The sequence below is a fragment of the Bradyrhizobium sp. ORS 86 genome (assembly GCF_045571475.1).
Lineage (GTDB): Bacteria > Pseudomonadota > Alphaproteobacteria > Rhizobiales > Xanthobacteraceae > Bradyrhizobium.
Genome location: NZ_CP120699.1, coordinates 4,156,095 through 4,176,298, shown reverse-complemented (window position 1 = coordinate 4,176,298; position 20,204 = coordinate 4,156,095). Strand labels below are relative to the sequence as shown.

The 20,204-nt window shown below is 62.7% G+C and carries 28 protein-coding genes; 16 read left to right on the top strand and 12 right to left on the bottom strand.

Annotation, left to right across the window (positions count from 1 at the left end; translation table 11 throughout):
• On the top strand, positions 1–2,010 hold the full coding sequence (locus P6U25_RS19470; RefSeq protein WP_407146375.1) for an acetyl/propionyl/methylcrotonyl-CoA carboxylase subunit alpha: 2,010 nt from the start codon (positions 1–3) through the stop codon (positions 2,008–2,010).
• Positions 2,007–2,912 (top strand): hydroxymethylglutaryl-CoA lyase, encoded by a 906-nt coding sequence (locus P6U25_RS19465; RefSeq protein ID WP_407146374.1) that lies wholly within the window; start codon positions 2,007–2,009, stop codon positions 2,910–2,912. Before P6U25_RS19470 ends, P6U25_RS19465 begins: the two co-directional genes overlap by 4 nt.
• Before the next feature lie 68 nt (positions 2,913–2,980).
• On the opposite strand, the gene P6U25_RS19460 is transcribed toward P6U25_RS19465, so the two are convergent.
• From P6U25_RS19460 to dctP, 3 genes are read right to left on the bottom strand one after another with little or no spacing between them, the layout of a single operon-like run.
• Positions 2,981–4,339, bottom strand: a complete 1,359-nt coding sequence (locus tag P6U25_RS19460) for a TRAP transporter large permease (protein ID WP_407146373.1) — start codon at positions 4,337–4,339, stop codon at positions 2,981–2,983.
• Positions 4,336–4,890 carry a TRAP transporter small permease gene (locus P6U25_RS19455; RefSeq protein ID WP_407146372.1) on the bottom strand — a complete coding sequence of 185 codons (555 nt, stop codon included), beginning with the start codon at positions 4,888–4,890 and terminating at the stop codon, positions 4,336–4,338. The genes P6U25_RS19460 and P6U25_RS19455 overlap by 4 nt, the downstream gene beginning before the upstream one ends.
• On the bottom strand, positions 4,887–5,909 hold the full coding sequence (gene dctP, locus P6U25_RS19450) for a TRAP transporter substrate-binding protein DctP (protein ID WP_407146371.1): 1,023 nt from the start codon (positions 5,907–5,909) through the stop codon (positions 4,887–4,889). The genes P6U25_RS19455 and dctP overlap by 4 nt, the downstream gene beginning before the upstream one ends.
• 309 nt (positions 5,910–6,218) lie before the next feature.
• Here dctP and P6U25_RS19445 point away from each other — a divergent pair, with 309 nt between their 5' ends.
• Entirely contained in the window at positions 6,219–6,458 is a 240-nt protein-coding gene (locus P6U25_RS19445; RefSeq protein ID WP_407146370.1) for a pentapeptide MXKDX repeat protein, read from the top strand.
• 57 nt (positions 6,459–6,515) lie between these two features.
• Here P6U25_RS19445 and P6U25_RS19440 read toward each other — a convergent pair whose 3' ends face one another.
• Entirely contained in the window at positions 6,516–6,872 is a 357-nt protein-coding gene (locus tag P6U25_RS19440; protein WP_407146369.1) for a DUF6481 family protein, read from the bottom strand.
• A gap of 244 nt (positions 6,873–7,116) precedes the next feature.
• A complete protein-coding gene (locus P6U25_RS19435) occupies positions 7,117–7,341 on the bottom strand; it encodes a hypothetical protein (RefSeq protein ID WP_407146368.1) in 225 nt (74 codons plus the stop codon).
• Positions 7,342–7,527: 186 nt separating this feature from the next.
• Between P6U25_RS19435 and P6U25_RS19430 the strand changes: the two genes are divergently transcribed.
• Together P6U25_RS19430 and P6U25_RS19425 are read left to right on the top strand one after the other, a co-directional pair.
• Positions 7,528–7,704 carry a hypothetical protein gene (locus P6U25_RS19430; protein ID WP_407146367.1) on the top strand — a complete coding sequence of 59 codons (177 nt, stop codon included), beginning with the start codon at positions 7,528–7,530 and terminating at the stop codon, positions 7,702–7,704.
• Between the two features lie 140 nt (positions 7,705–7,844).
• Positions 7,845–8,093: a hypothetical protein gene (locus tag P6U25_RS19425; RefSeq protein WP_407146366.1), complete on the top strand. Its 249-nt coding sequence runs from the start codon at positions 7,845–7,847 to the stop codon at positions 8,091–8,093.
• A 55-nt stretch (positions 8,094–8,148) separates the two neighbouring features.
• Here the strand turns inward: P6U25_RS19425 and P6U25_RS19420 are convergent, their stop codons facing one another.
• Entirely contained in the window at positions 8,149–8,322 is a 174-nt protein-coding gene (locus P6U25_RS19420) for a hypothetical protein (RefSeq protein WP_407146365.1), read from the bottom strand.
• 194 nt (positions 8,323–8,516) lie between these two features.
• Here P6U25_RS19420 and P6U25_RS19415 point away from each other — a divergent pair, with 194 nt between their 5' ends.
• The 3 genes from P6U25_RS19415 to P6U25_RS19405 all read left to right on the top strand — a co-directional run bounded on the left by P6U25_RS19415 (position 8,517) and on the right by P6U25_RS19405 (position 10,935).
• Positions 8,517–8,732 (top strand): hypothetical protein, encoded by a 216-nt coding sequence (locus P6U25_RS19415; RefSeq protein ID WP_407146364.1) that lies wholly within the window; start codon positions 8,517–8,519, stop codon positions 8,730–8,732.
• Positions 8,733–9,373: 641 nt separating this feature from the next.
• Positions 9,374–10,288, top strand: a complete 915-nt coding sequence (locus P6U25_RS19410) for a 2-dehydro-3-deoxygalactonokinase (RefSeq protein WP_407146363.1) — start codon at positions 9,374–9,376, stop codon at positions 10,286–10,288.
• A gap of 11 nt (positions 10,289–10,299) precedes the next feature.
• Positions 10,300–10,935: a 2-dehydro-3-deoxy-6-phosphogalactonate aldolase gene (locus P6U25_RS19405; RefSeq protein WP_407146362.1), complete on the top strand. Its 636-nt coding sequence runs from the start codon at positions 10,300–10,302 to the stop codon at positions 10,933–10,935.
• Positions 10,936–10,982: 47 nt separating this feature from the next.
• Here P6U25_RS19405 and P6U25_RS19400 read toward each other — a convergent pair whose 3' ends face one another.
• From P6U25_RS19400 to P6U25_RS19385, 4 genes are all read right to left on the bottom strand, one after another.
• On the bottom strand, positions 10,983–11,198 hold the full coding sequence (locus P6U25_RS19400) for a hypothetical protein (protein ID WP_407146361.1): 216 nt from the start codon (positions 11,196–11,198) through the stop codon (positions 10,983–10,985).
• A 125-nt stretch (positions 11,199–11,323) separates the two neighbouring features.
• Positions 11,324–11,629, bottom strand: a complete 306-nt coding sequence (locus P6U25_RS19395; RefSeq protein ID WP_407146360.1) for a hypothetical protein — start codon at positions 11,627–11,629, stop codon at positions 11,324–11,326.
• A 475-nt stretch (positions 11,630–12,104) separates the two neighbouring features.
• On the bottom strand, positions 12,105–12,290 hold the full coding sequence (locus tag P6U25_RS19390) for a hypothetical protein (protein ID WP_407146359.1): 186 nt from the start codon (positions 12,288–12,290) through the stop codon (positions 12,105–12,107).
• 213 nt (positions 12,291–12,503) lie between these two features.
• Positions 12,504–12,827: a hypothetical protein gene (locus tag P6U25_RS19385; protein WP_407146358.1), complete on the bottom strand. Its 324-nt coding sequence runs from the start codon at positions 12,825–12,827 to the stop codon at positions 12,504–12,506.
• A 206-nt stretch (positions 12,828–13,033) separates the two neighbouring features.
• Here P6U25_RS19385 and P6U25_RS19380 point away from each other — a divergent pair, with 206 nt between their 5' ends.
• Together P6U25_RS19380 and P6U25_RS19375 are read left to right on the top strand one after the other, a co-directional pair.
• Positions 13,034–13,459: a hypothetical protein gene (locus P6U25_RS19380; RefSeq protein WP_407146357.1), complete on the top strand. Its 426-nt coding sequence runs from the start codon at positions 13,034–13,036 to the stop codon at positions 13,457–13,459.
• Positions 13,460–13,663: 204 nt separating this feature from the next.
• Positions 13,664–13,891 (top strand): cysteine rich repeat-containing protein, encoded by a 228-nt coding sequence (locus P6U25_RS19375; protein WP_407146356.1) that lies wholly within the window; start codon positions 13,664–13,666, stop codon positions 13,889–13,891.
• A 109-nt stretch (positions 13,892–14,000) separates the two neighbouring features.
• On the opposite strand, the gene P6U25_RS19370 is transcribed toward P6U25_RS19375, so the two are convergent.
• Together P6U25_RS19370 and P6U25_RS19365 are read right to left on the bottom strand one after the other, a co-directional pair.
• Positions 14,001–14,381 (bottom strand): DUF992 domain-containing protein, encoded by a 381-nt coding sequence (locus P6U25_RS19370; RefSeq protein ID WP_407146355.1) that lies wholly within the window; start codon positions 14,379–14,381, stop codon positions 14,001–14,003.
• A gap of 1,161 nt (positions 14,382–15,542) precedes the next feature.
• On the bottom strand, positions 15,543–16,751 hold the full coding sequence (locus P6U25_RS19365) for a tyrosine-type recombinase/integrase (protein WP_407146354.1): 1,209 nt from the start codon (positions 16,749–16,751) through the stop codon (positions 15,543–15,545).
• A 99-nt stretch (positions 16,752–16,850) separates the two neighbouring features.
• Here P6U25_RS19365 and P6U25_RS19360 point away from each other — a divergent pair, with 99 nt between their 5' ends.
• The 6 genes from P6U25_RS19360 (at position 16,851) to P6U25_RS19335 (ending at position 20,171) form a co-directional block, all read left to right on the top strand.
• The gene (locus tag P6U25_RS19360; RefSeq protein WP_407146353.1) at positions 16,851–17,318 is read left to right on the top strand and encodes a hypothetical protein; all 468 of its coding nucleotides are present in this window, start codon (positions 16,851–16,853) and stop codon (positions 17,316–17,318) included.
• A gap of 66 nt (positions 17,319–17,384) precedes the next feature.
• On the top strand, positions 17,385–17,585 hold the full coding sequence (locus P6U25_RS19355) for a hypothetical protein (RefSeq protein ID WP_407146352.1): 201 nt from the start codon (positions 17,385–17,387) through the stop codon (positions 17,583–17,585).
• 193 nt (positions 17,586–17,778) lie between these two features.
• The gene (locus P6U25_RS19350; protein WP_407146351.1) at positions 17,779–18,102 is read left to right on the top strand and encodes a hypothetical protein; all 324 of its coding nucleotides are present in this window, start codon (positions 17,779–17,781) and stop codon (positions 18,100–18,102) included.
• Positions 18,095–18,316 carry a hypothetical protein gene (locus P6U25_RS19345; protein ID WP_407146350.1) on the top strand — a complete coding sequence of 74 codons (222 nt, stop codon included), beginning with the start codon at positions 18,095–18,097 and terminating at the stop codon, positions 18,314–18,316. Before P6U25_RS19350 ends, P6U25_RS19345 begins: the two co-directional genes overlap by 8 nt.
• On the top strand, positions 18,316–18,849 hold the full coding sequence (locus P6U25_RS19340) for a hypothetical protein (protein ID WP_407146349.1): 534 nt from the start codon (positions 18,316–18,318) through the stop codon (positions 18,847–18,849). Before P6U25_RS19345 ends, P6U25_RS19340 begins: the two co-directional genes overlap by 1 nt.
• Positions 18,846–20,171 carry an AAA family ATPase gene (locus P6U25_RS19335; protein WP_407146348.1) on the top strand — a complete coding sequence of 442 codons (1,326 nt, stop codon included), beginning with the start codon at positions 18,846–18,848 and terminating at the stop codon, positions 20,169–20,171. Before P6U25_RS19340 ends, P6U25_RS19335 begins: the two co-directional genes overlap by 4 nt.
• The last annotated feature ends 33 nt before the right edge of the window (positions 20,172–20,204 follow it).

The following is a 20,204-nucleotide window of genomic DNA, read 5'->3' as shown; positions in this document are numbered from 1 at the left end:
ATGGACCGCTCAAGACTCTACCGGCGCTTTCGCACGCTTCTGATCGCCAACCGTGGCGAGATCGCCTGCCGTGTCATCCGCTCCGCGCGCGCCATGGGACTGCGGACGGTTGCCGTCTACTCGGAAGCCGACCGCGATGCGATGCACGTCGCGCTGGCCGACGAGGCTGTGCTGCTGGGGCCTGCGCGGGCCCGCGACAGCTATCTCAACATCGAACGGGTGATCGCGGCCGCGCGCGAGACCGGCGCGGAGGCGGTGCACCCAGGCTACGGCTTCCTCTCGGAGAACGCCGAGTTCGCCCAGGCCTGCCTCGAGGCCGGCCTGGTGTTCGTTGGCCCGACCGCCGAGATGATGACGGCGATGGGCTCGAAGTCAGGCTCCAAGGCGCTGATGGAGAAGGCCGGCGTGCCGCTGGTGCCCGGCTATCACGGCGAGGCCCAGGACGAGGCGACGCTAGCGGACGCTGCCAACCGGATCGGCTTTCCCGTTCTCGTCAAGGCCTCCGCCGGCGGCGGCGGCCGCGGCATGCGTGTGGTCAATTCGGCGGCCGAGCTGTCGGGTGCGATCGTCAGCGCCAAGCGCGAGGCCAAGGCGGCGTTCGGCGACGACCGCATGCTGATCGAGAAATACGTGCAGAACCCGCGCCATATCGAGGTGCAGATCATCGGCGACAGCCATGGCAATCTGCTCTCGCTGTGGGAGCGTGAATGCACGCTGCAGCGGCGGCACCAGAAGGTGATCGAGGAGGCGCCGTCGCCGACCTTGAACGCCGCGCAGCGCGAGACTGTCTGCGACGCCGCGCGCAAGGCGGCCGGTGCGGTCGACTATGTCGGTGCCGGTACGATCGAGTTCGTCTCCGACGGCAAGGACGTGTTCTTCATCGAGATGAACACCCGCCTGCAGGTCGAGCATCCCGTCACGGAGCTGATCACCGGCGTCGATCTGGTCGAATGGCAATTGCGTGTCGCGTTCGGCGAGGCGCTGCCGCTGAAGCAGGATGAGATCAGGCTCAACGGCCACGCCATCGAGGCGCGCGTCTACGCCGAGAACCCACAGAAGAACTTCATGCCGTCGGTCGGCCGCATCAAGACCTGGCGGACGCCGCCGGAAGGCGACGGCCTGCGCATCGACGCCGGTTATCGCAGCGGCGACAGCGTCTCGCCGTACTATGACGCCATGCTCGCCAAGGTGATCGCCTGGGCTCCGACGCGGCAGGCCGCGATCGAAAAGCTCAATCGCGGGCTGGAAGAGACCGACATCCGCGGCATCGTCACCAACATCCCGTTCCTCTCGGCGCTGGTCACCCATCCGGCGACGCGCGCCAACACCATCGATACCGGATTCATCGAGCGCGAGCTGAAGCCCCTGACCGCCGAAAAAGGTGCCGCCGGCGAATTCGAGCTGTGCGCGGCGGTGGCGGCGATCGTGAACGAGGAGCAGAAGGCCGCCGCGAGTGAGGCGGGCTCGCCGTGGCAGACCTTCGGCTGGATGCCGGTCGGCCACCGCCAGCGGGTCTTCTCGTTCCGGCAGGGCCATGAGCCGGCGCAGACGATCACGCTGCACTATGGACGCGGGCCTTCGACGCTGGCCGTCGGCGGGCGTGAACTGACCTTCACCATTTCGTCTCGGGATGACCGCGGCTTCGACCTGACGCTGAATGGCGTGAAGTCGCGCGTGGCGTCGGTGATCGACGGGCACGAGCTGTACCTGCGCACCCGCAACGGCCGATTCGATTTGCACTGGATCGATCCGTTCGGTGGCGAGAGCGAGGAGCACGTCGGCGAGGACAAGATCGTCGCGCCCTTGCCGGGCACCGTGGTGGCGCTGCTTGCCGAGGAGGGCACGGCGCTCGAAAAGGGCGCGCCGATCCTGACGCTGGAGGTGATGAAGATGGAGCAGACCTTGCGCGCGCCCTACGCCGGCGTGCTGAAGAAGCTCAAATGCAAGGTCGGCGACATCGTCGGCGAAGGCGTCGAACTCGCCGAAGTTGAGGCGGCGGCAGAGTCATGAGCGATCATGTCAGCATTATCGAGATGGGGCCGCGCGACGGCCTCCAGAACGAGAAGACGCCGGTCAGCGTCGCGGATCGTATCGCGTTCGTCAGGCGCCTGATCGATGCGGGACTGCCGACCGTCGAGGTCGGCGCATTCGTCTCGCCAAAGGCGGTTCCGCAGATGATGGGGTCCGCCGATGTGCTACGCGGTGTCAGCCACCTCAAGGGCGAATTCCACGTACTGGTGCCGAACGAGAAGGGGTATGACGCAGCCCGCGCGGCGGGCGCCGAAGTGGTCTCCGTGTTCGCGTCCGCCTCCGAGGACTTCTCTCGCGCCAATATCAATTGCACGGTTGCGGAATCGATCGAGCGGTTCAAGCCGGTGCTGGCGCGCGCCAAGGCCGACGGCGTCAGGGTGCGCGGTTACATCTCCTGCGTCCTCGGTTGCCCCTTCGACGGGGAGGTGAAGCCGCAGGCGGTGGTCGATGTCGCGAAGACGCTGTTCGACCTCGGCTGCTACGAGATCTCGCTCGGCGACACCATCGGCGTCGGCACGCCGGTCAAGGCGCGTGAGCTGATACGTGCCGTCGGCGCTAGCGTTCCCACGGCCAACCTCGCGATGCACTTCCACGACACCTATGGCCAGGCGCTGACCAACCTCTATGCGGGCATGGAGGAGGGCGTCCGCGTCATCGATTCCGCAGCCGGCGGTCTCGGCGGCTGTCCCTATGCCCCGGGCGCAACCGGGAATGTTGCGACCGAGGACGTCGTTTACATGCTGGAGGGCATGGGGATCAGAACCGGCGTCGACATGGAGAAGCTGCTGCTTGCGACGAACGACGTCGCTAAGCTCCTCGGACGGCCACCGGTGAGCCGTGTCGCCTCCGCGCTCAATGCGAAGAGGAAGCGCGCTTCGTAGCGTGGGTAGAGCGTAGCGAAACCCACGAAAGCGATAGGTTTCGCTGCTCTACCCATCCTACAGAGGTTCTATCCGCCTCCTTCCGGCCCCATCACGAGGTTCGGCAGCCAAGTGGAGATCTCCGGAAAGACGCAGAGCAACAGCACCGCGAACATCATCAACAGCACAAATGGCAAGGTGCCCCATATCACCTCGCTCAAGGAGATGTCGGGCGCCACGTTGCGGATGACGAAGATGTTCAGGCCGACCGGTGGGTGGATCAGGCCCATCTCCATCACGATGGTCATGACAACGCCGAACCAGATGATGTCGAAATGGGCGGCGCGGAGCGGCGGCAGGATGATCGGCGCGGTCATCAGGATGATCGAGACCGGCGGCAGGAAGAAGCCGAGCACGATCACCATCACCAAGATCGCGAACAACAGCTCCCAGCGCGGCAGATGCATAGCCACGATCGACTCCGCTGCCGACTGCGAGATGTGCAGGTAGCTCATCACGTAGGAATAAAGCAGCGACATGCCGATGATCAGCATCAGCATGGTGGATTCGCGGATCGTCGATTTCAGGATCGGCGACAGGTCGCCCGGCCGCCACACGCTGTAGATCACCCCGATCAGCGCGAGCGCCAAGAGGCCGCCGAGCCCGGCCGTTTCCGACGGGGTCGCATAGCCGCCATAGAGCGCGATCATCACGCCGGTCAAGAGCAGCACGAACGGGAGCACGCGCGGGAGCGCGCTGAAGCGCTCGGCCATGGTGAACTCGTCGCGTTGCAGAATCGCGGCGTCCGTGCCGGTTGCGTCATAGGCGGCGCGGGCGGCGGCATATTCCTTCCGGAAGCGGAACACCGCGTAGAGGCCGAACAGCGTCACCAGCAGCAGGCCCGGACCAATGCCGGCGAGAAACAGGCGGCCCAGTGATTTCTCGGCAGCGACCGCGAACAGGATCATCGTGATCGAGGGCGGCAGCAGGATGCCGAGCGTGCCGCCGGCGGCGATGATGCCCGCGGCAAAGCCGCCGGAATAGCCGCGCTTGCGCATCTCCGGGATGCCGGCCGAACCGATCGCCGAGCAGGTGGCAGGCGAGGAGCCGGCCATTGCCGCGAACAGCGCGCAGGCGAACACATTGGCGACGCCGAGGCCGCCAGGGATGCGATGCAGCCAGGCATGCAGTGCCGAGTAGAGGTCCTGGCCGGCGCGGGATTTGCCGATCGCCGCGCCCTTCAGGATGAACAGCGGGATCGACAGCAACGTGATCGAGGCCATTTCCTCGTAGACATTCTGCGTCACGGTATCGAGCGAGGCCGCCGGCATGTAGACCGCCATGAACACGACGGCAACGGCGCCCAATGCGAAGGCGATGGGCATGCCCGAGAACATCGCAAACAGGGTGGCAAGCCCGTAGGAGATGCCAATTCCAAATACGGTCATCGACGGCCGCCACCGGTCAGCGGAATCAGGATCTGGAGCAGAAGCTGCACGCAGAGCAACGTCATGCCCAGCGCCATCAGCCCATAGGGGATCGCGAGCGGCGGCGACCACATCGAGTTCGACACCTGGCCGTCGACATAGGCCTCGTGCGCCAGGGTCCAGGACTTCCAGGCGAAGAAGGTGCAGAACGCGAAACTTGCGAGATCCACCAGCCAGAGCCGGACGCTGTTCGCTCGCTTCGAGAGCAGGCCGACAAACGCCTCGATGCTGACGTGGCCGCGCTGGCTCTGCACATAGGCCGAGGTCATGAAGGTAGCGCCGACCAGGAGGAACACCGCGGCCTCGTCCTGCCAGTAGTTGGCCATGTGGAAGAGCGCACGCCCGAGCACGCTGTAGCTCAGGATGACGCAGGCCGCGATCAGGGCGATCGCGGCGAACACCACGATGATGTTGTTGCAGATACCAAGCGCACGCTCGAGAAAAGCCATCGGCGAGGTGCCTGTGGCGATTTGCGCGGCTTCCGGTTGATCCGCGATCGGACCATGCATCATGCGGCGACGTCGCTTGCGAGCTTCAGGAGGTTGGCTGCCGTCGCCGTCTTGGCTCCGTAATCCTTCCAGGCGGTATCGCGCGCGATGTCGCGCCACTTGCCAACGGTGGCCGCATCGAGTGCGCTGACCTTGGCGCCGGCCTTCTCATAGACCTTGGCGACCTCGGCGTCGTCGTCCTGCGCGCCCTTGCGGCCGAAGGCTTCGAGCTCCGCGCCGACGGCGAGGATGATGTCCTGCTGGTTCTTCGGCAGCTTGTCGAAGATCGCCTTCGACATCATCAGCGGCTCCAGCATGAACCAGTAGGAGGCGCCGGCGCCCGAGGTCAGCGATTTCGCGACCTCTTCGAGGCGGAACGAGATCAGGCTTGTGGAGGAGGTGATGCCGGCATCGCAGGCGCCGGTCTGCATCGCCGCGTAGATTTCGTTGGAGGGCACCGACAGCACGGCGGCACCGGCGGTCTGCAGCACCATGTCCATCTCGCGCGAACCGCCGCGCACCTTCATGCCCTTGGCGTCTTCCGGCGCCACGATTGGCTTCGAGCGGCTGGCTACGCCGCCGGCCTGCCAGACCCACGTTAGCAGCAGGATGCCCTTGTCGGCGAGGAAGTCGGTCAATGCCTTGCCGACCGGCTCCTTCTTCCAGCGCAGCCCCTGGTCGTAGGTCGTGACCAGTCCAGGCATTAGGCCGATATTGGTCTCCGGCAGCTCGCCGCCCGCATAGGGCATCGGATAGAGGCTGATATCCAGTGCCCCCTTGCGCATCGCCGAGAACTGCGCGTTGGTCTTGATCAACGACGAGTTCGGATAAACCTCGGCCGCGATCTCGCCGCCTGAACGCTTCGCCACCTCCGCCGCGAACATCCGGCACAGCCGGTCGCGGAAGTCGCCCTTGTCGATGGTGCCGCCCGGAAACTGGTGCGAGATCTTCAGCGTGGTCGCAGCATGCGCGGTCCCCATGCCCATCCGCAGGATGGCCGGAGCAGCGAGGGCGGATGCAAGGACGTGACGGCGTGTGAGCATGGTGTCTCCCCCAGGTGAGCTTCTTGACTGGCTGGCAAGGCACCATAGCCGGTCTTCGGGCGAATCTTCTCTAGTCTGATAGTTCGAGGCGTCCTGATAATGCGACCGCATGCGGGGCGGCAAGCGCTCACATTTGTTGCGGTGCACAGTGCGGCGCGACGACGCAGCGGTACGGTTCAACCTGCGCGGGTGATGCACATCGGAGCGGCACCTCGGTTCAAGAGTTTGTTATCGGGGTAACGTTTGGTGGCCCGGGTGCGTCGAGCAGGGAGCGGCAGTCGTCGCTTTCACAGTCGCTTCACACAAGGGATGACCATCATGACCACCAAGACCTGCATCGGCCTCTCGGCCGCGATCCTCTCGCTCAGCCTCGCGCTCGCGCCTGCCGCGTTCGCTCAGGACAAGATGGGCAAGGACGACGCGATGAAGAAAGAGGACACGATGTCCAAGGATCACATGAAGAAGGAAGGCGGCATGATGAAGAAGGACGACGCCATGAAGAAGGAAGGCGGGATGATGAAGAAAGACGACGGCATGAAGAAGAACTGATCGCTGCCGTCACACCATCGTGGTCAGGCCCGCCACCAGAGGCGGGCCTGTTGCGCGCTACCGCTTCTTCTTGCCGCGTTCCTTGCGCGCAGCGTAGCGGGCGTCGCGCTTGGCCTTTTGTTCGGCGAGGAGAGCTTCCTGCCGGGCGGCTTCCTCTTCCTTTTCCCGCGCGATCCGAGCGGCTTCGGCTGCGGCGGCCTCTTCCTCGCGGCGCTTCTGTTCGGCCTTCTCGGCTTCGCGGGCTTCCTTGACCTTGGCGCGGCGTTCGGCGATCGCCGCACGCTCCTCGGCTCGCGCCTTCACGGCCGGATCGTCGGGCCCCGGCCGGGTGCGAAATTTTTCGAGGATGTTCTGCCGCGCCTGCTGGGCCGCTTTCTGGCGGTCGGCAAAACCCGGTTCCTTGAAGCCACTCATAGAGGAAGCCTTGCTGCTTTCTGTTCGGTGATGGATTTGGGGGATTCAGTCCGGCGCCTCAATAAGTGAACGCCAGCGAAAATGCCAGCGTCGAAGGAGGGCGGCAAAGCAGGGGAGATATGAGCGGGCAGCAACTGAGCCGAAAACAATGGCAATCAGCGTTCCGAAACGACCATCCTCATGCAGGCGTCAGGCAAACGATCGGCACCGGTGAGTGATTGGTCACCACGCTGCGCCGAAACTGCTAATCCCGCTCGACATGCCCGCGGCGACCGCTGGTGCCCAGAACCTTGGCGACCGTTTCGGCGGTCATCGCGACCCGGTCCGACATGCGCTGGGCCTCCAGCCTGTCACGAGCCTTTTCCCTGATCAGCAACTCGATCAGCCGCAGCCGGCTGGTTTCGTCGACGGCCTCAGACAGCAATTGCCTGTAGCGATAAAAGTCGTAGGTGGTTTCCGGCTCGCTCATTGGAACGCCCCGTACACGCGCTCCATCGAGGATGCAGTTTTTCGCAAGGTGCTGCTGCGCGCAACGGAATTGCGGCGTCGACACCCAGTGCGTGAATTTTAGCTGTGCGAGTGTTGCAGATTTGATCGCACGCTAGCGGGCAAAGCCGTCATGATGTGCCTGGCATGACCTGGAACCGAAGCAATCATGGGTGATCCGGACGACGGTGGCGGCCGCCGCGGTGCGCTGGTGGGATTGCTGGTGGCGGCCGTGATGCTCGCCGTCGGGCTCTGGCTCGCCCATGCCCTGACGTCGGCGAGCAAGATACAGGACTGCGTGATGGCCGGCCGGACCAACTGCAATGTGATCGAGCCGGCGCGCTGACGCTTCTTGCGGCAGTGCAGTATCCACCCCAACTGGTACGGCCGGACTAACCCGAAATAGCCGGCCTGGATTGTGATCCCGATCACAGGGGAGTCGGGTGCACCAGTTCAAGATGCCCGGGATCGACAGGAACCAAAGCGATGATCTCTATGCTGTGGTCCCGAAAGGGCGCGGTGCTGGCCGCCGCGGTCGTAACATGTACTGCTTTGGCGGCGCTGGTGTCGTCCGGCCTGCCGTCACCCGAACCGGTCTCCACGGCGGCGCTCGGACCGCACTGGCAATGCAGCCGGGTCGCCTTCGTGTTCACCAGTTGCACGCGCACGGCCCAGGCCGGAAATAAGGCGTTGCAGGTGCGGGCGAAGGAGGATTGCCCCCCTCCGGGACTCTAAATTGCCCCCTCCTGGACTGTAAGCGGTCCGCCGGGCAGGCAACGCATCATCGCGGCTACTTCTTGGCGGCTCGCGGCTTGATCGATAGCCCGAGCCGCATCGCCATCTTTTTGATTCGCTCCGGTGAACGCCCGGTGACTTTGGCGACCTCCTCGAGCGACTTGGAGGCGCGCGCCAATTCCATGAGGCGGCGGTCTTCCTTGAATGACCAGCGCGGCTTTCGAGCCATCCTGTTGCTATCCTCGCATTGCCGGACAACAAAGCCGTCAAGCGAAAGCACCTGACGGCTTTGCCGGTGTGGGCCCCGGACCTTGGGGATTTGTCCGGTGGATAAGCAATACTGCTTCCGGATAAGGCCGCAATTGAAACCGGAATTTAACCTAACCGGTAAAGGTTACCGCATGGAACGTGGCAGGAGGCCTTATGCTCAAGGTCGCCATTGTGGGTGCCGCAGCACTTTGCCTGTCCGGTTGCTGGTCTGATCCGGAGGTCACAGGATCGACCAACGCCTGCGCGGCCAATCTCTACAGCCAGTACAATCCCAAGGTCATGGAGCAGTGCGTCAACGCCTGCATCAAATGTGACCATGGCAATGTCACCACCTGCACAACGTCCTGTACGCTAAGGGGCGCACGGTAGTTGAGCGCGCCGCGGCGATCCGATTCACATGTCAGACAGCGGCAAGCTGCTACGTTCCCGCGGCGCGTCTCGCCCGAGTTTTGCACTTCGTTTCGCCCTCTCTTGGACCGAGGGCGCAGGGAAAGCCGGGTGCCGATCGCACCCATGGGCCCCGAGCAATGGTAGAAAGCTCGGGGGTAGGACCACAGGTGTAACCGGAGCAATCCCGGCTTTCCCTGCGCGATGGGTTACGGCTTATACGTGCTCGCCCCGGCGAGACTGGGCTTGGTTGTCACCGCTGTTGCAAGACGCAATTGCGTCTTGCAACAGGACACCTGCCACTAGGGCGTCAGGCCTGCACGACTTCGCCGTCCACCTTGCATGCGCTCGTCAGTCACACGCTCGGCGTCCACCGCATCTCGACCCAGCACTCGTGACGATCGCGAAGCGCCCCTCAAGCGGGTGAGACGGGCTCTTCATACACCGGATTGTCTTTCCGATAAACCGAAATATTTTTGCCACGAGGGCTGGACATTGGTCAAATCGTGTGAAGCAAATGTGAGTTGCCCGTCGAGGCCGAGCGCAGGACTCTCGCGCCACGTACCTTCGTGCTAACCATCGCCCTCGAATCCGTCCCGGCAAACCTTCGGAATTGCGCTGAAATGAATCGTGCCGCATATGTCGCCGTCGATTGGGGCACCAGCAGTTTCCGGCTGTGGCTGATGGATCGCTCCGGCCATGTCCTGGACGAGCGCCGCAGCGAGCAGGGCATGTTGGCCGCGGCGAAGCCAGGCTTTGCGTCGGTGCTGCAATCGCATCTCGATGCGGTTGGCGCGGCGGCCGGTCTGCCGGTCGTGATCTGCGGCATGGCCGGCGCGCGGCAGGGCTGGGTCGAGGCCGGCTACATCGATACGCCCGCGCATCTTTCCGATGTCCTCGATCGCGCTGTCGTGGTCGGCGGGCAGGCGCGCGACATCCGCATCCTGCCGGGGATCGCGCAGCGCGATGCTGCGGCGCCGGACGTGATGCGCGGCGAGGAGACCCAACTGCTCGGTGCGCTCGGCTGCGACGCGGCCGGCGAGGAGATCGTGTGCATGCCCGGAACCCATTCCAAATGGGTCCATGTGCGCGGCGGGACCGTCGAACGCTTCGCGACATTCATGACCGGAGAGTTGTTCGGCGCGGTGGCGCGCGAGACGATCCTGTCGCACGCCGTCAACGGCGCCGACGAGGCTGTGGACGGCGATGCGTTCGGGACGGCGGTGGCCGACGCCTTCAACGCGCCGGCGCTCGCGGCCAATCTGCTGTTCCGGGTGCGATCGCGCCAGCTTCTGTTCGGCGGCAGCGCCTCGGCGGCGCGCGAGACGATCTCGGGGACATTGATCGGCCTCGAGCTGGCGGCCGGGCTCGCCAAGCGTCGGCCGGAAACGCCGGTGACGCTGATCGCGTCGGGGCGCCTGCAGCGGCTCTATCAATCGGCGCTCGAAAAACTTTCGATTCCGCTTCGTTTGGTCGATGCGGAAGAGGCGGTTCGTCGCGGTCTGTCCAGGGCTGCTGCGGCCATGTGGAAGACCTGAAGGACAATGCAATGAGTATCCCGTTTCCGCCGATGAAACGACCGCTGGTCGCGATCCTGCGCGGCATCAAGCCGGACGAGACCGATGGTATCGTGAGCGCGTTGATCGAAGCCGGCATGACGGCGATCGAGATCCCGTTGAATTCGCCGGAGCCGTTCCGCTCGATCGAGACCGCCGTGAAGCGGGCGCCGGCCGGTGTCCTGATCGGCGCGGGCACCGTATTGACGGCCGCCGAGGTCGATCGTCTCCATGATGTCGGCGGCCGGCTGCTGGTGTCTCCGAACGTCGATGTCGAGGTGCTGGCGCGCGCCGGCAAGCACGCAATGGTCACCATGCCCGGCGTGTTCTCGCCGACCGAGGCGCTGCTGGCAGCAAGAGCGGGTGCGTCGAGCTTGAAATTCTTTCCAGCGAGCGTGCTCGGGGCCGCCGGCATCACGGCGATCCGCGCGGTGCTGCCATCGAACCTGGTGATCGCCGCGGTCGGCGGCGTCTCCGACCAGAATTTTGCCGACTACGTGAAGGCCGGTATCCGCGCCTTCGGTCTCGGAAGCAGTCTCTACAAGCCGGGCATGACGGCCGCAGACATTGCGATCAGGGCGAAGGCGACGATCGAGGCGTATGATGCAGCGCTTCGGCGCGCACCATAGACCTTCAAGATGGCTCTCGAGGTGACCTTCAGGTCGCTCCGTGAGGCTTACGCGGCTTCGCCGGATTGGTAGGTCGCAGTCCCAACCGGCCGACCACCGATCGAAAATTGGACCTTGTGGGCTCGCCAGTCGCCATCGCGCACGGTCTGGAGAATGATCCTTGCCAGGTCCGTGTAGTCATCGAGTTCACCTGGGTCGAGGGTAAAGCCATAATTGGGAAGCAACTGGTTGAAGCTGTCTCGCACTTCCAAAACGACCGGCATAATTTGGGCTGCTCACAACGAAAGGATTGTCCTTTCTGAAAAGTGTGATGCGCCGCTTAAGACCCGGTAAATTTTTCATCGTTTCGCCGCGCAGAACCGATGCCGACTTCGTGATCTCGCGCAGGCTAGTCATCCCGCTTGCCGCCATCGATCACCCTGAACAGGGGCGCGGCCTCGCGGGGATGTTCGAGCAACTCCTCGACCATGGCAGTGGCGGCTGCCACGTACTTGGTCGTCGCGCTATCGAGTGGCCGTTCGGCTTCATCGGCCAGCGCCAGCTTGGCGCCTTCCAGCAGCTTGCGGGTACGCGCAGCGGATTCATCTCCGGCCGTCAGCGCGGCTCTTGCAATGGATCGCAGGACGAATAGCTCGCCCTCCAGCCGCAGCAGTCGATCGTTCAGCTTGCTCAGAACGGTGTTCAGGTTCCGCATGACTGCCTCTTGTGGGGACTCACGCGCCGCACGGCAGCCTGGCCGCCTGCCGCGCGCTCGGGTGGCGGCGCACCCAGGGGCTCTACACGATGCTTCCTTTATACGGGCCTAAATCGACCCCGATATCTGACAGCGAGCGGGCTTGAAGGAAGGCGGCGTGTTTTGAGGGACGGTGCATCGGCCGATGAGCGGCGGTGGGGGGTGATAATCTCGGGGCGTCATCGTCGGGGGGCGTCAGGAGCAAATGCGATGCGTCTTGTTCTGGCTCTTGGTCTGTTGCTCACCCTGTGCGGTTCTGCGAGCGCCGCACCGGTGCGTCACACTCGCGCCCGCCAACCCGCGGCGACGCGTCCGCCCGCGGCCGTAACCCCGACGACGCGTTTCGCGGTCCCCGGCTGGAGTGACGAGGCGACGCGGCAATGGCTGGACCGGGCCTCGTCGATGGTGGGGCGAGGGGGATGATCACGGCAACCGCTCAAGGTTCGGTCGCGCGCGGAGGGCTGGGCGGCGGCAGGCCGTAGCGCTTTGCGCGCTCCGCTGCCAGTTTGCGGTACTCCTTCGCCTGTTCGATGAATTGTGCCTTGAGGTGTGCGTCGCGCTCTTCCGCCGCAAGCCGCTCGAACTGCAGCGCGTGTTCAATGTATTCGGTCAGCAGTTTCATCACGCCAGCACGATCCGGCCCGCCATGACGACATGTTAAACGGCGCGAAACCGCACTACAACTTCCTGTGATCAGCGGGCGGGCCTGATTACCGGCGCGGCGTTGTATGCACCTGGCCTGGTGTCGCCGCCCGAATGCCAAGGCGTGATCCGCAAAGGTGTGAAAACAGGGAGCCAAGGCGCGATGACGATTCAACTCAATCTCATCGCGCTTTTAGTGAACCACCGGCTCGCCGTGAAAACGGCGGTGCAGTTTTTCACTGACACCGAAGCCGACGTCGAGAACCGGCCGCGGCACGCTCTTGGCCAGCGTGCCCGTGTGGAAGCCAAAAGTATCTTCCGCGAATCCGAAACCTTCGGCTCCGGTCAACGTGACGATCGCGTCCGGCCCGTAGATCCGCTCGATTTCCTCCGCCGGCTGACCGACCAGCAGTGTGAATTGATGTCGAAGAATGCGGCGGCGGTGACTGCCCAGGACGTAGCGGTGCGGCCCGGCATCTTGATCGACGGCTTCGATGTAGAAGAAGTATTTGACCATCCTCCAGTCATCGAGATCGAAGTGAAACCTGTTCTGAGATGCCAGATGAAGATCGTAATCGCTGGCCCTCTCGCTCGGGGAGCTCCACCACAATCGTGTTGCGGTGACGCGAGCCTCGCCACCCAGATAGTTCTGAGCGATCTGCAGCAGAGCGGATCCTGCTGCACGCCACGAGCCGCCTCACACTGGAGCACGCGTTCGAAGAAATGACCGGTTGGAATGGCTTTCCCGGTCGCGAATTCGGCTGCACGGTGGTCCTGCGCCAACAGTTCGAGCTTACGGTCGAAATTGCCGAAACACGGCGTGCTCCGGGCGAACAGTACGATGTCAGACCGGATGACCGCAGGAAGCTTGAGGCCCTGAAACAATCCATCTTTGCGCAGCCGGACGGTCACGTCGTCGGCGTCAACTTCAGGAAAGAGGGTGGTCGTGGTCGTGACGTTCAGTTGACGAGGCGGGCCGGTCAGGCGCCAGGCGAGATTGCGAAACAGCATCACGCGTCCAAGCGCAAACATCGGCAACCATCGCGGGTTCTCCCTGATGTCGGCGATGTGCGTCGGCAAACGCTTGATCATTCGTCCGATTTTCGTAACCATTCGCGGTCCGTGGCGCACCACACATCAGGGCGGTAGTAGCTCCCAGGCCGTTCGGTAGCCCGCGTTGTTGTTCTGGTTTGGACCAAGCCGCAGGCCCCGGGCCGAGTGGACCGGCAGCCTACGCACGACAGCCTGCGCCGGCCCGGGCGGCTCGATTCCGCGCCAGCCGAAGGAACCGTGCGCCAGGTTGGCGCCTTATCCCGCGTTCGCAAATGTGTCACGGACCGAGGGAGAAGATCGATGCGCCAGCTAATGCTCGCCGCCGTTGCGTTGCTGATCGGGACATCATCGTCCTGGGCTCAAGGACACATGGGCTCGCCTCAGGAGCAGCAGGCGTGCAGGCGAGACGCGCAGCGATTTTGCCGCAAGGATCTGGCCGACGACAACGCCGTTCAGCAGTGCCTGCAGCAACACCGAGCGCGGCTGAGCAGGAGCTGCCAGAAGGTGTTTCAGGGCCACGGAATGTAGAACAGACGGCCGGTTGGCTTGGCGATCATCGCAGCGAAGCTGGGGCGTAAGCCTCGCCTCGTCGTTGATCCAGCCACAGGGCCGGGAAGGCGATCCGCGCCGCAACCAGTCAGCGATCCATCGGTCGGATCACCAAGTTCTGGATGTCTATTTGAGGTGCGGCGGTGTCATTTCGCTCCGTCAACGGACGCAACGTGATCGTCGCGTTCGAGCCGCCGACCAGAACATTGACCCCGGCGTCATCTGCCCGGGCGTATGTGCCGACGAGGTCGTCGACCCCAAGCCATGGCGCCGGCGCCATCACCCTCCAGGCCAGCGCGACATCGCTTTCACCGATGAAGACTTCGAAGTTCTGAATGGCCGCGACATAGTGGTTGTCGGGCGCGCTGTCGACTTGCAGGAGGCAATTGAGATTGGTCACCGAGCCCAGAACGAACCCGGTATCGGGGCCACCACGACACTGTAGCGTTCCGGCCTGGACCTCCTGCATTTGCTGGGCAGCGGCGGTTCCGATCGGCGCAGCAAAGACCGCTGCGCCACACGCGGCAACGACGATCGAATGACCCGGGATACGCATGGCACGGCACAACGCCGATGGGAGAGCATCGGTCCGCCACCTCGGGTGCGTCCGCCATTCGTGGTTAAGAGAGCCCTACGCCGCAATATTGCCGGTTCTGCCCAGGCCCCGCTTTTGCCGGGTGACGGGCTTTGCTCGCTGCCAATCGCAGTAATGCTGATCCGCCGAATACATTGCGAGCAACCGAACGGATGATGTCGCGTTTCTCTTCAAGTGTTCCCTGAGCCCAGGGAGGGCTTCGATGTTCAGAAAGGTTCTTCTGTCCCTGATTGCTATCGCAGCCGTAGGCGGGGCGCCGACGGTGGCTTCTGCGCGCGGCGGGTTCGGCTTTCATGGAGGCGGTTTTCATGGTGGGTTCGCGGGAGGTGGTTGGCACCGCGGATTTGGTCCCGCTTTCGCTGGCGGACTCATCACCGGAGCCGTGATCGGTGGTCTCGCTTCGTCCGCTTATGCCTGGGAGCCTGGCTACGGTTACTACGATGGGTATGCACCTGCATATTATCCCGGGCCGGACTACGGGTACTACGGGTATCGGAGCTGCCCTGAGCCCGGATACGGGGCATACTACAACTGCGGCGGCTATGCAGTGCCAGGGTATGGCTACTAGGTCCTGTAAGCCAAAGTGGCTGGTCGAACTCGAAGGACCCTGGAGGGGCAATTCGCGCGAGACCGACCAGCGAAAAGAATTACGCCGCCGGGCTCGAAATACAGTGTCCCGGCGGCGCCTGTCCTATCTGGTCCCGCAATCCCAGTGACTATGTGTCGGCGGGAGTATGGCCCAGGTTCGAGTACACCGTAATCATACGGCCTCGCTGCTTGATGTTTTCATCTCTTCAAAGCTGCGGGACTTTGCGGGCAAGGTCTCCGAGAACGGTCGCGTTACCTCCCACGCGCGATCCGGCGCCCATGACGACCCGATCTTGTCGATCCGCGCCGCGCTGTTCATAGCGACGAATAGGCTGAAACAAGTGGCGATCCCGGCAGGATTCGAACCTGCAACCCGCGGAGTAGAAACCTTTTGGATTTTCAAATTAATCAATGGTTTAGCTCCCCCATGTTGCGCTGGCGTTGCTGTCAGCTTCCCAGCAGTCGATTTTGGAGTGTTTCAGCCGCTCGCTGGTCTGCCTCGGCATCGGCGAAGAGGTGGCCGTAAACGTCGAAGGTGACCTTGATCGAGCTGTGGCCCATGAGGCGCTGGATCTGCTTCGGATTGTGACCGTTCTCGATCCACAGCGAAGCGCAGGCGTGGCGCAGCGAGTGCATTCCGTACTTTCCAACCATTACCACCTTGGGCTCTCCAGCCTTGTCGAGGACGGCGGTGCCGGCCTTGTCCAGGACTGGCCGGCTTTCCGCCAAGCCCGCCGCGAGCAGGATGGGCTCAAGCCCCCGTTCAAGCAGATTGGAATGGCTTTCGACCTTGCCGAGACCATTTGGGAAGGCCAGTTCGAGAATTTCCACCGGTTTGCCATTAGCGTCCTTTTTGCCGGTATCAAGCTTGGGACAAACCAACTTCCACTCGCGGAGCGCGTTGATGACGATCGGAGGGCAGGGGATCGATCGGTAGGCAGCTTTCGATTTCAGCTTGCCGATCCGATGCGAAGCATCGGCACGTTGGCTGAGGTTAAGCTGTTTGGTCTCAAAATCGATGTCTGCCCACCGAAGGCCTCGCAACTCACTTGCCCGGAGCCCGCAGAAGATCGCGACAAGCATAACGGGACGCCACCGACCGGTTGCAGCGTTGATGATGGCCTGTAGCTCTGCCTTGGTCGGAATAACCGGTCGCGGATCCTCACGGTCGGGCAAGTCCAGTTCAAGACCGGTGGTTGGTGAGGTGTTGGCTAGCCCCCGCCGCCGAGCCTCTTTGAAGATACTTCCGAGGGAGCGCACCACTCGCTTGATCATTTCCGCCGAACGGCCCTTTTCGCGGAGTTGGTCAGCGAAAGCATTGACGGCCGGGACGGTAATCTCTGAGAGCTTTTTGGCCCCAATGAAGGGCACAATGTGCAGCTCGACGTGCTCCTCATATCCCTTCACCGTCATGGGTTCGAGGCGCTTTTCCTTGCAGCGCTTGATCCAAAGGGCCGCAGCATCCTTCACGGTCGGAGATAGGCTGCCAGGCGTATGAGTGCCGCGGGCCACATCGTGTCTGACCTCAACCAGCCACGCCTCGGCATCGGATTTCTTCTCGAACATCTTGAAACGGCGCTGGCCGGCACCATCGACATAGCCCGCCTGGAAGCGGATCAGTCCGGAGTGAAGTTTCCGCTTGCGAACCTTTGCCATGTTAGTCCCCATGAAATGCCCGGTAGCCGGTGAAAGTACTTGCCATAATCTCGCACCCCTTGTAAAGGACAAAATACGCATTACGTACTTGGCATGGTCATGGACAGCTACTCACTCGGGGACTTGGTCGAAATCACCGGCGCAAAACGCCGGTCTATTCAGCTTTGGGCGGACGCCGGCGTGATCAAAGCTGAGCGTGCGACTCACCGGGCGGGCACGGGTACGCACCGCCGGTTCTCGCGCGGAGAGGCCATCATCGCCTGCCTCATTCGGCCCTTTGCTGAGCACCAGATTGCCATTGGCGAATTAGAAAAGATTTCTGCATCTCTCCGCTCGTCGCTTGACTCAAACACAAAGATCTTTGCGTCGGCCATCGGAGGGGATGGAGACACGATGTTGGTCTGCGAGAGCTGGGACGCGAAGGGAGACCGCGAGTACAGATGCGGTATAGCTCAAACTCCAGTTGATCCTCGGGGGAGCCAGAAGGTTTACTTCCTTCATCACCGCAAGCCCAACAGCATGGTCATGGCCATTCGCCTGGAGACTTACTTGGGAAAGCTGAAATAGGGCCGTTCCCCTTTTTTGGTTCGAATAAGTGCGTAATGCGTATTAGGTGCAATCATGAGGAAATAGATGGACAGCATCGCAGACGATCTCCTGGAAGGGATGAAATCGATCAGCCGGTTTACCGGTCTCGATGAGAGGCGCGCCTTTTACCTCGCCGAAAAGGGCGAGCTCTACGGCGTGTTCAAGCAGGGTGGCCGCTGGGTCGGGCTGAAGAGCAAGATCCGTGAAGGCTACCATAAGCGCGCAGCCGGCGAGGTGACGGCCTGATGCCCCTGCTCCAAATGGAAAGCCCCGCGCTGGCGGGGCGGGGCGTTCCGAACTCTGATCTGCTTCCAGGCTCGATCGGTTCGGAATCTAACGCTCCGCTTCGGAAACTTCAAGCATCCCGATTGACGCGCCGTTGCGCGATCAGCATGGCGATGGCGTCGATCGTCGCGCCTCTTCTGTATGGAGAGGTGGCATGAGCGGTCGTGCATCACGGGACAAGGGCAACCGCGCCGAAAGGGCGATTGTCCGCTACCTCCAGGACCGCGGCTTCGCCGCCGAACGCGTGCCGCTGAGCGGCGCTGCAGGTGGTTCCTATCTGGGCGACGTGACGATCCCGGTTCTGGGCATTGATCGCGTTGCTGAGGTGAAGGTTCGTGCCAACGGCTTCAACCAGTTGTACGGCTGGCTGGAGGCGCGGGATCTGTTGATCGTCCGCGCCGATCGCAAGGAGCCGCTTGTTGTGGTCCCCCTGAAACTCGCCGCCGAGATCGCGGCGAAGGCAGGTGGCCATGAATAGCGCTCGCCTCATGGTCTCCGACCCCGCCATCCGGAAACAGCTCCAGCTTGCCGGCCTGCGGTTCATGTGCAGCCGTGCGCAATGGCTCGCCAGCGAGGCCCGAGTGATCGGACTTCAGCTCAAGAACGACAGGATCACGTCAGCGCAGGTTGACGCCAAGCTCGAGGAGCTAGGCGCCTTGGAGCTCGTGTATCCCGAATTGATGGGGCTCTAATGGCTATCTCATTTGAAACTGAAGAAGCGTACACTGTCCTGTTGCCGGAAACCGAGCCGCAGCTCGTTGACCCGGTGAAAGCGCGAGAGGCAATCGAACGGGATCGTAACATTCGCCGATCCCATCTTTTTCCCCTATTCGATGCCACGGCGCGCTTTGCCTGCTCGCTCCTGATTGCACCACAGGGCTGCGGAGCCTTTGAGCTGCCGCGCTCACCCTGGATCATCTCGATCGGCGATGACATGCATTTCGCATGGGGACCGAAAGCCTTCCCGGCGGAATCCCTGGACGCGGCTATTAGGGCGGCTGACCACGGCGTGATGATTACCAGCGGTCCAGATCCGTTTCCTTACCGTGTAGCCGCAACGGTTGCGGTCCGCGATCGGAAAAATGCTCTGCTCATTGAGACCTTGCCGCATCAACAGGAAGCCTGGCGGCGCCGCATTGAGCTTGTGCGCGGCGCTGATGAATTCACTCGTGAGCTGCCCATCACCTATTGCATGCCGTTTCCTGAGACGAAGGGGGCGGCATGAGGGCAGTTTCCCCGCTCTACACAGCGCTGAATGCCGCGGCGAACGGCTATGCCGTGCTGCCAGCCGACCCGAGCACCGGCAAACCATTGGTAGAGATCGCCAAGGCCAGCACCGACCCAGAGACCATTCGCCAATGGTGGATCGAGCATCCAGCGTCTACGCCGGCAATGATCCCGCCCAAGCCGAAAGAACTGAGGGCCACGCCTTACGTATGGCGTGATCCCAAGAGCATTCCGCCGCGCGAGTTTGTGTATGGGAAGCATCTAATCCGCAAGTTTGCGTCAGCGAAGTTTGCGGCCGGCGCAACCGGCAAATCCGCACTCGCGCTTGTGGAGGCCATTGCAATGGCGACCGGCCGGTCCTTGCTCGGGATCGCACCGCGCAAGCGCTGCCGTGTCTGGTACTGGAACGGGGAAGATCCCCGAGAGGAAACCGAGCGGCGCATTGCTGCGATCTGCCTGCACTACGGCGTCACTTCCGACGAATTGGAAGGGTGGTTGTTCGTCGATAGCGGTAGAGAGCAGGAAATCGTCATCGCCAAACAGAATCCGAAGACCGGCGCGTCCATTGCGGGGCCGCTGGTCAAATCGCTCGTCGATACGATACTCGACAACGAAATCGACGTGCTGATTATTGATCCCTTCGTTTCCTGTCACCGCGTGACGGAAAACGACACGATGGCAATGGAGCTCGTCGCGAAGAAGTGGACGGCGATCGCCGACCAGACCAACACGGCAATTGAGCTGATCCACCACACCCGCAAAACCGGTGGCGCCGAGGCCACAGTGGAAGATGGCCGCGGCGCTGTTGCATTGCTCAATGCGGTCAGATCGGCTCAGGTCCTGAACAAGATGACGAAGGATGATGGCGCCAAGGCCGGCGTTGCCAACTACCGAGAGTATTTCAACATCGAGAACGGAAAGCCGAATCTTGCCCCGCCGCCTGAAGGCAAGGACTGGTATCGCATCGTGTCCGTCTCGCTAGAGAATGGCAGCACTATCGCCCCCGAGGGTGACAGCGTCGGCGTCGTCACCTCTTGGAAATGGCCCGATCCACTCGACGGCATTTCCGGCGCCGACTTCGAAGCTGCGGCTCAATCCATCCGGGCTGGCCGCTGGCGCGAAGATCCGCAGGCGAAGGACTGGGTAGGCTGGCCAATCGCCAAGGTGCTCGGCCTCGACCTTCACGGGAACAAGGCGGACAAGGCCAAGGTCGCCGGACTGATCAAGATTTGGATCACCGCCGGCAATCTGACCGTGGTTAAGGAATTGGACGAAAAGCGCATGCCGCGAAAATATGTGCAGGTGACCGATGTCGAATGAAGAACTCGAAATCATCCCGCCAGACCCAAAGGC

What these genes read in the sequence shown, in the direction of transcription:
- P6U25_RS19470 (WP_407146375.1), top strand. Translation starts at nt 1, where the DNA reads ATGGACCGCTCAAGACTCTACCGGCGCTTTCGCACGCTTCTGATCGCC.
- P6U25_RS19465 (WP_407146374.1), top strand. Translation starts at nt 2,007, where the DNA reads ATGAGCGATCATGTCAGCATTATCGAGATGGGGCCGCGCGACGGCCTC.
- P6U25_RS19460 (WP_407146373.1), bottom strand. Translation starts at nt 4,339, where the DNA reads ATGACCGTATTTGGAATTGGCATCTCCTACGGGCTTGCCACCCTGTTT.
- P6U25_RS19455 (WP_407146372.1), bottom strand. Translation starts at nt 4,890, where the DNA reads ATGATGCATGGTCCGATCGCGGATCAACCGGAAGCCGCGCAAATCGCC.
- dctP (WP_407146371.1), bottom strand. Translation starts at nt 5,909, where the DNA reads ATGCTCACACGCCGTCACGTCCTTGCATCCGCCCTCGCTGCTCCGGCC.
- P6U25_RS19445 (WP_407146370.1), top strand. Translation starts at nt 6,219, where the DNA reads ATGACCATCATGACCACCAAGACCTGCATCGGCCTCTCGGCCGCGATC.
- P6U25_RS19440 (WP_407146369.1), bottom strand. Translation starts at nt 6,872, where the DNA reads ATGAGTGGCTTCAAGGAACCGGGTTTTGCCGACCGCCAGAAAGCGGCC.
- P6U25_RS19435 (WP_407146368.1), bottom strand. Translation starts at nt 7,341, where the DNA reads ATGAGCGAGCCGGAAACCACCTACGACTTTTATCGCTACAGGCAATTG.
- P6U25_RS19430 (WP_407146367.1), top strand. Translation starts at nt 7,528, where the DNA reads ATGGGTGATCCGGACGACGGTGGCGGCCGCCGCGGTGCGCTGGTGGGA.
- P6U25_RS19425 (WP_407146366.1), top strand. Translation starts at nt 7,845, where the DNA reads ATGATCTCTATGCTGTGGTCCCGAAAGGGCGCGGTGCTGGCCGCCGCG.
- P6U25_RS19420 (WP_407146365.1), bottom strand. Translation starts at nt 8,322, where the DNA reads ATGGCTCGAAAGCCGCGCTGGTCATTCAAGGAAGACCGCCGCCTCATG.
- P6U25_RS19415 (WP_407146364.1), top strand. Translation starts at nt 8,517, where the DNA reads ATGCTCAAGGTCGCCATTGTGGGTGCCGCAGCACTTTGCCTGTCCGGT.
- P6U25_RS19410 (WP_407146363.1), top strand. Translation starts at nt 9,374, where the DNA reads ATGAATCGTGCCGCATATGTCGCCGTCGATTGGGGCACCAGCAGTTTC.
- P6U25_RS19405 (WP_407146362.1), top strand. Translation starts at nt 10,300, where the DNA reads ATGAGTATCCCGTTTCCGCCGATGAAACGACCGCTGGTCGCGATCCTG.
- P6U25_RS19400 (WP_407146361.1), bottom strand. Translation starts at nt 11,198, where the DNA reads ATGCCGGTCGTTTTGGAAGTGCGAGACAGCTTCAACCAGTTGCTTCCC.
- P6U25_RS19395 (WP_407146360.1), bottom strand. Translation starts at nt 11,629, where the DNA reads ATGCGGAACCTGAACACCGTTCTGAGCAAGCTGAACGATCGACTGCTG.
- P6U25_RS19390 (WP_407146359.1), bottom strand. Translation starts at nt 12,290, where the DNA reads ATGAAACTGCTGACCGAATACATTGAACACGCGCTGCAGTTCGAGCGG.
- P6U25_RS19385 (WP_407146358.1), bottom strand. Translation starts at nt 12,827, where the DNA reads ATGGTCAAATACTTCTTCTACATCGAAGCCGTCGATCAAGATGCCGGG.
- P6U25_RS19380 (WP_407146357.1), top strand. Translation starts at nt 13,034, where the DNA reads ATGACCGGTTGGAATGGCTTTCCCGGTCGCGAATTCGGCTGCACGGTG.
- P6U25_RS19375 (WP_407146356.1), top strand. Translation starts at nt 13,664, where the DNA reads ATGCGCCAGCTAATGCTCGCCGCCGTTGCGTTGCTGATCGGGACATCA.
- P6U25_RS19370 (WP_407146355.1), bottom strand. Translation starts at nt 14,381, where the DNA reads ATGCAGGAGGTCCAGGCCGGAACGCTACAGTGTCGTGGTGGCCCCGAT.
- P6U25_RS19365 (WP_407146354.1), bottom strand. Translation starts at nt 16,751, where the DNA reads ATGGCAAAGGTTCGCAAGCGGAAACTTCACTCCGGACTGATCCGCTTC.
- P6U25_RS19360 (WP_407146353.1), top strand. Translation starts at nt 16,851, where the DNA reads ATGGACAGCTACTCACTCGGGGACTTGGTCGAAATCACCGGCGCAAAA.
- P6U25_RS19355 (WP_407146352.1), top strand. Translation starts at nt 17,385, where the DNA reads ATGGACAGCATCGCAGACGATCTCCTGGAAGGGATGAAATCGATCAGC.
- P6U25_RS19350 (WP_407146351.1), top strand. Translation starts at nt 17,779, where the DNA reads ATGAGCGGTCGTGCATCACGGGACAAGGGCAACCGCGCCGAAAGGGCG.
- P6U25_RS19345 (WP_407146350.1), top strand. Translation starts at nt 18,095, where the DNA reads ATGAATAGCGCTCGCCTCATGGTCTCCGACCCCGCCATCCGGAAACAG.
- P6U25_RS19340 (WP_407146349.1), top strand. Translation starts at nt 18,316, where the DNA reads ATGGCTATCTCATTTGAAACTGAAGAAGCGTACACTGTCCTGTTGCCG.
- P6U25_RS19335 (WP_407146348.1), top strand. Translation starts at nt 18,846, where the DNA reads ATGAGGGCAGTTTCCCCGCTCTACACAGCGCTGAATGCCGCGGCGAAC.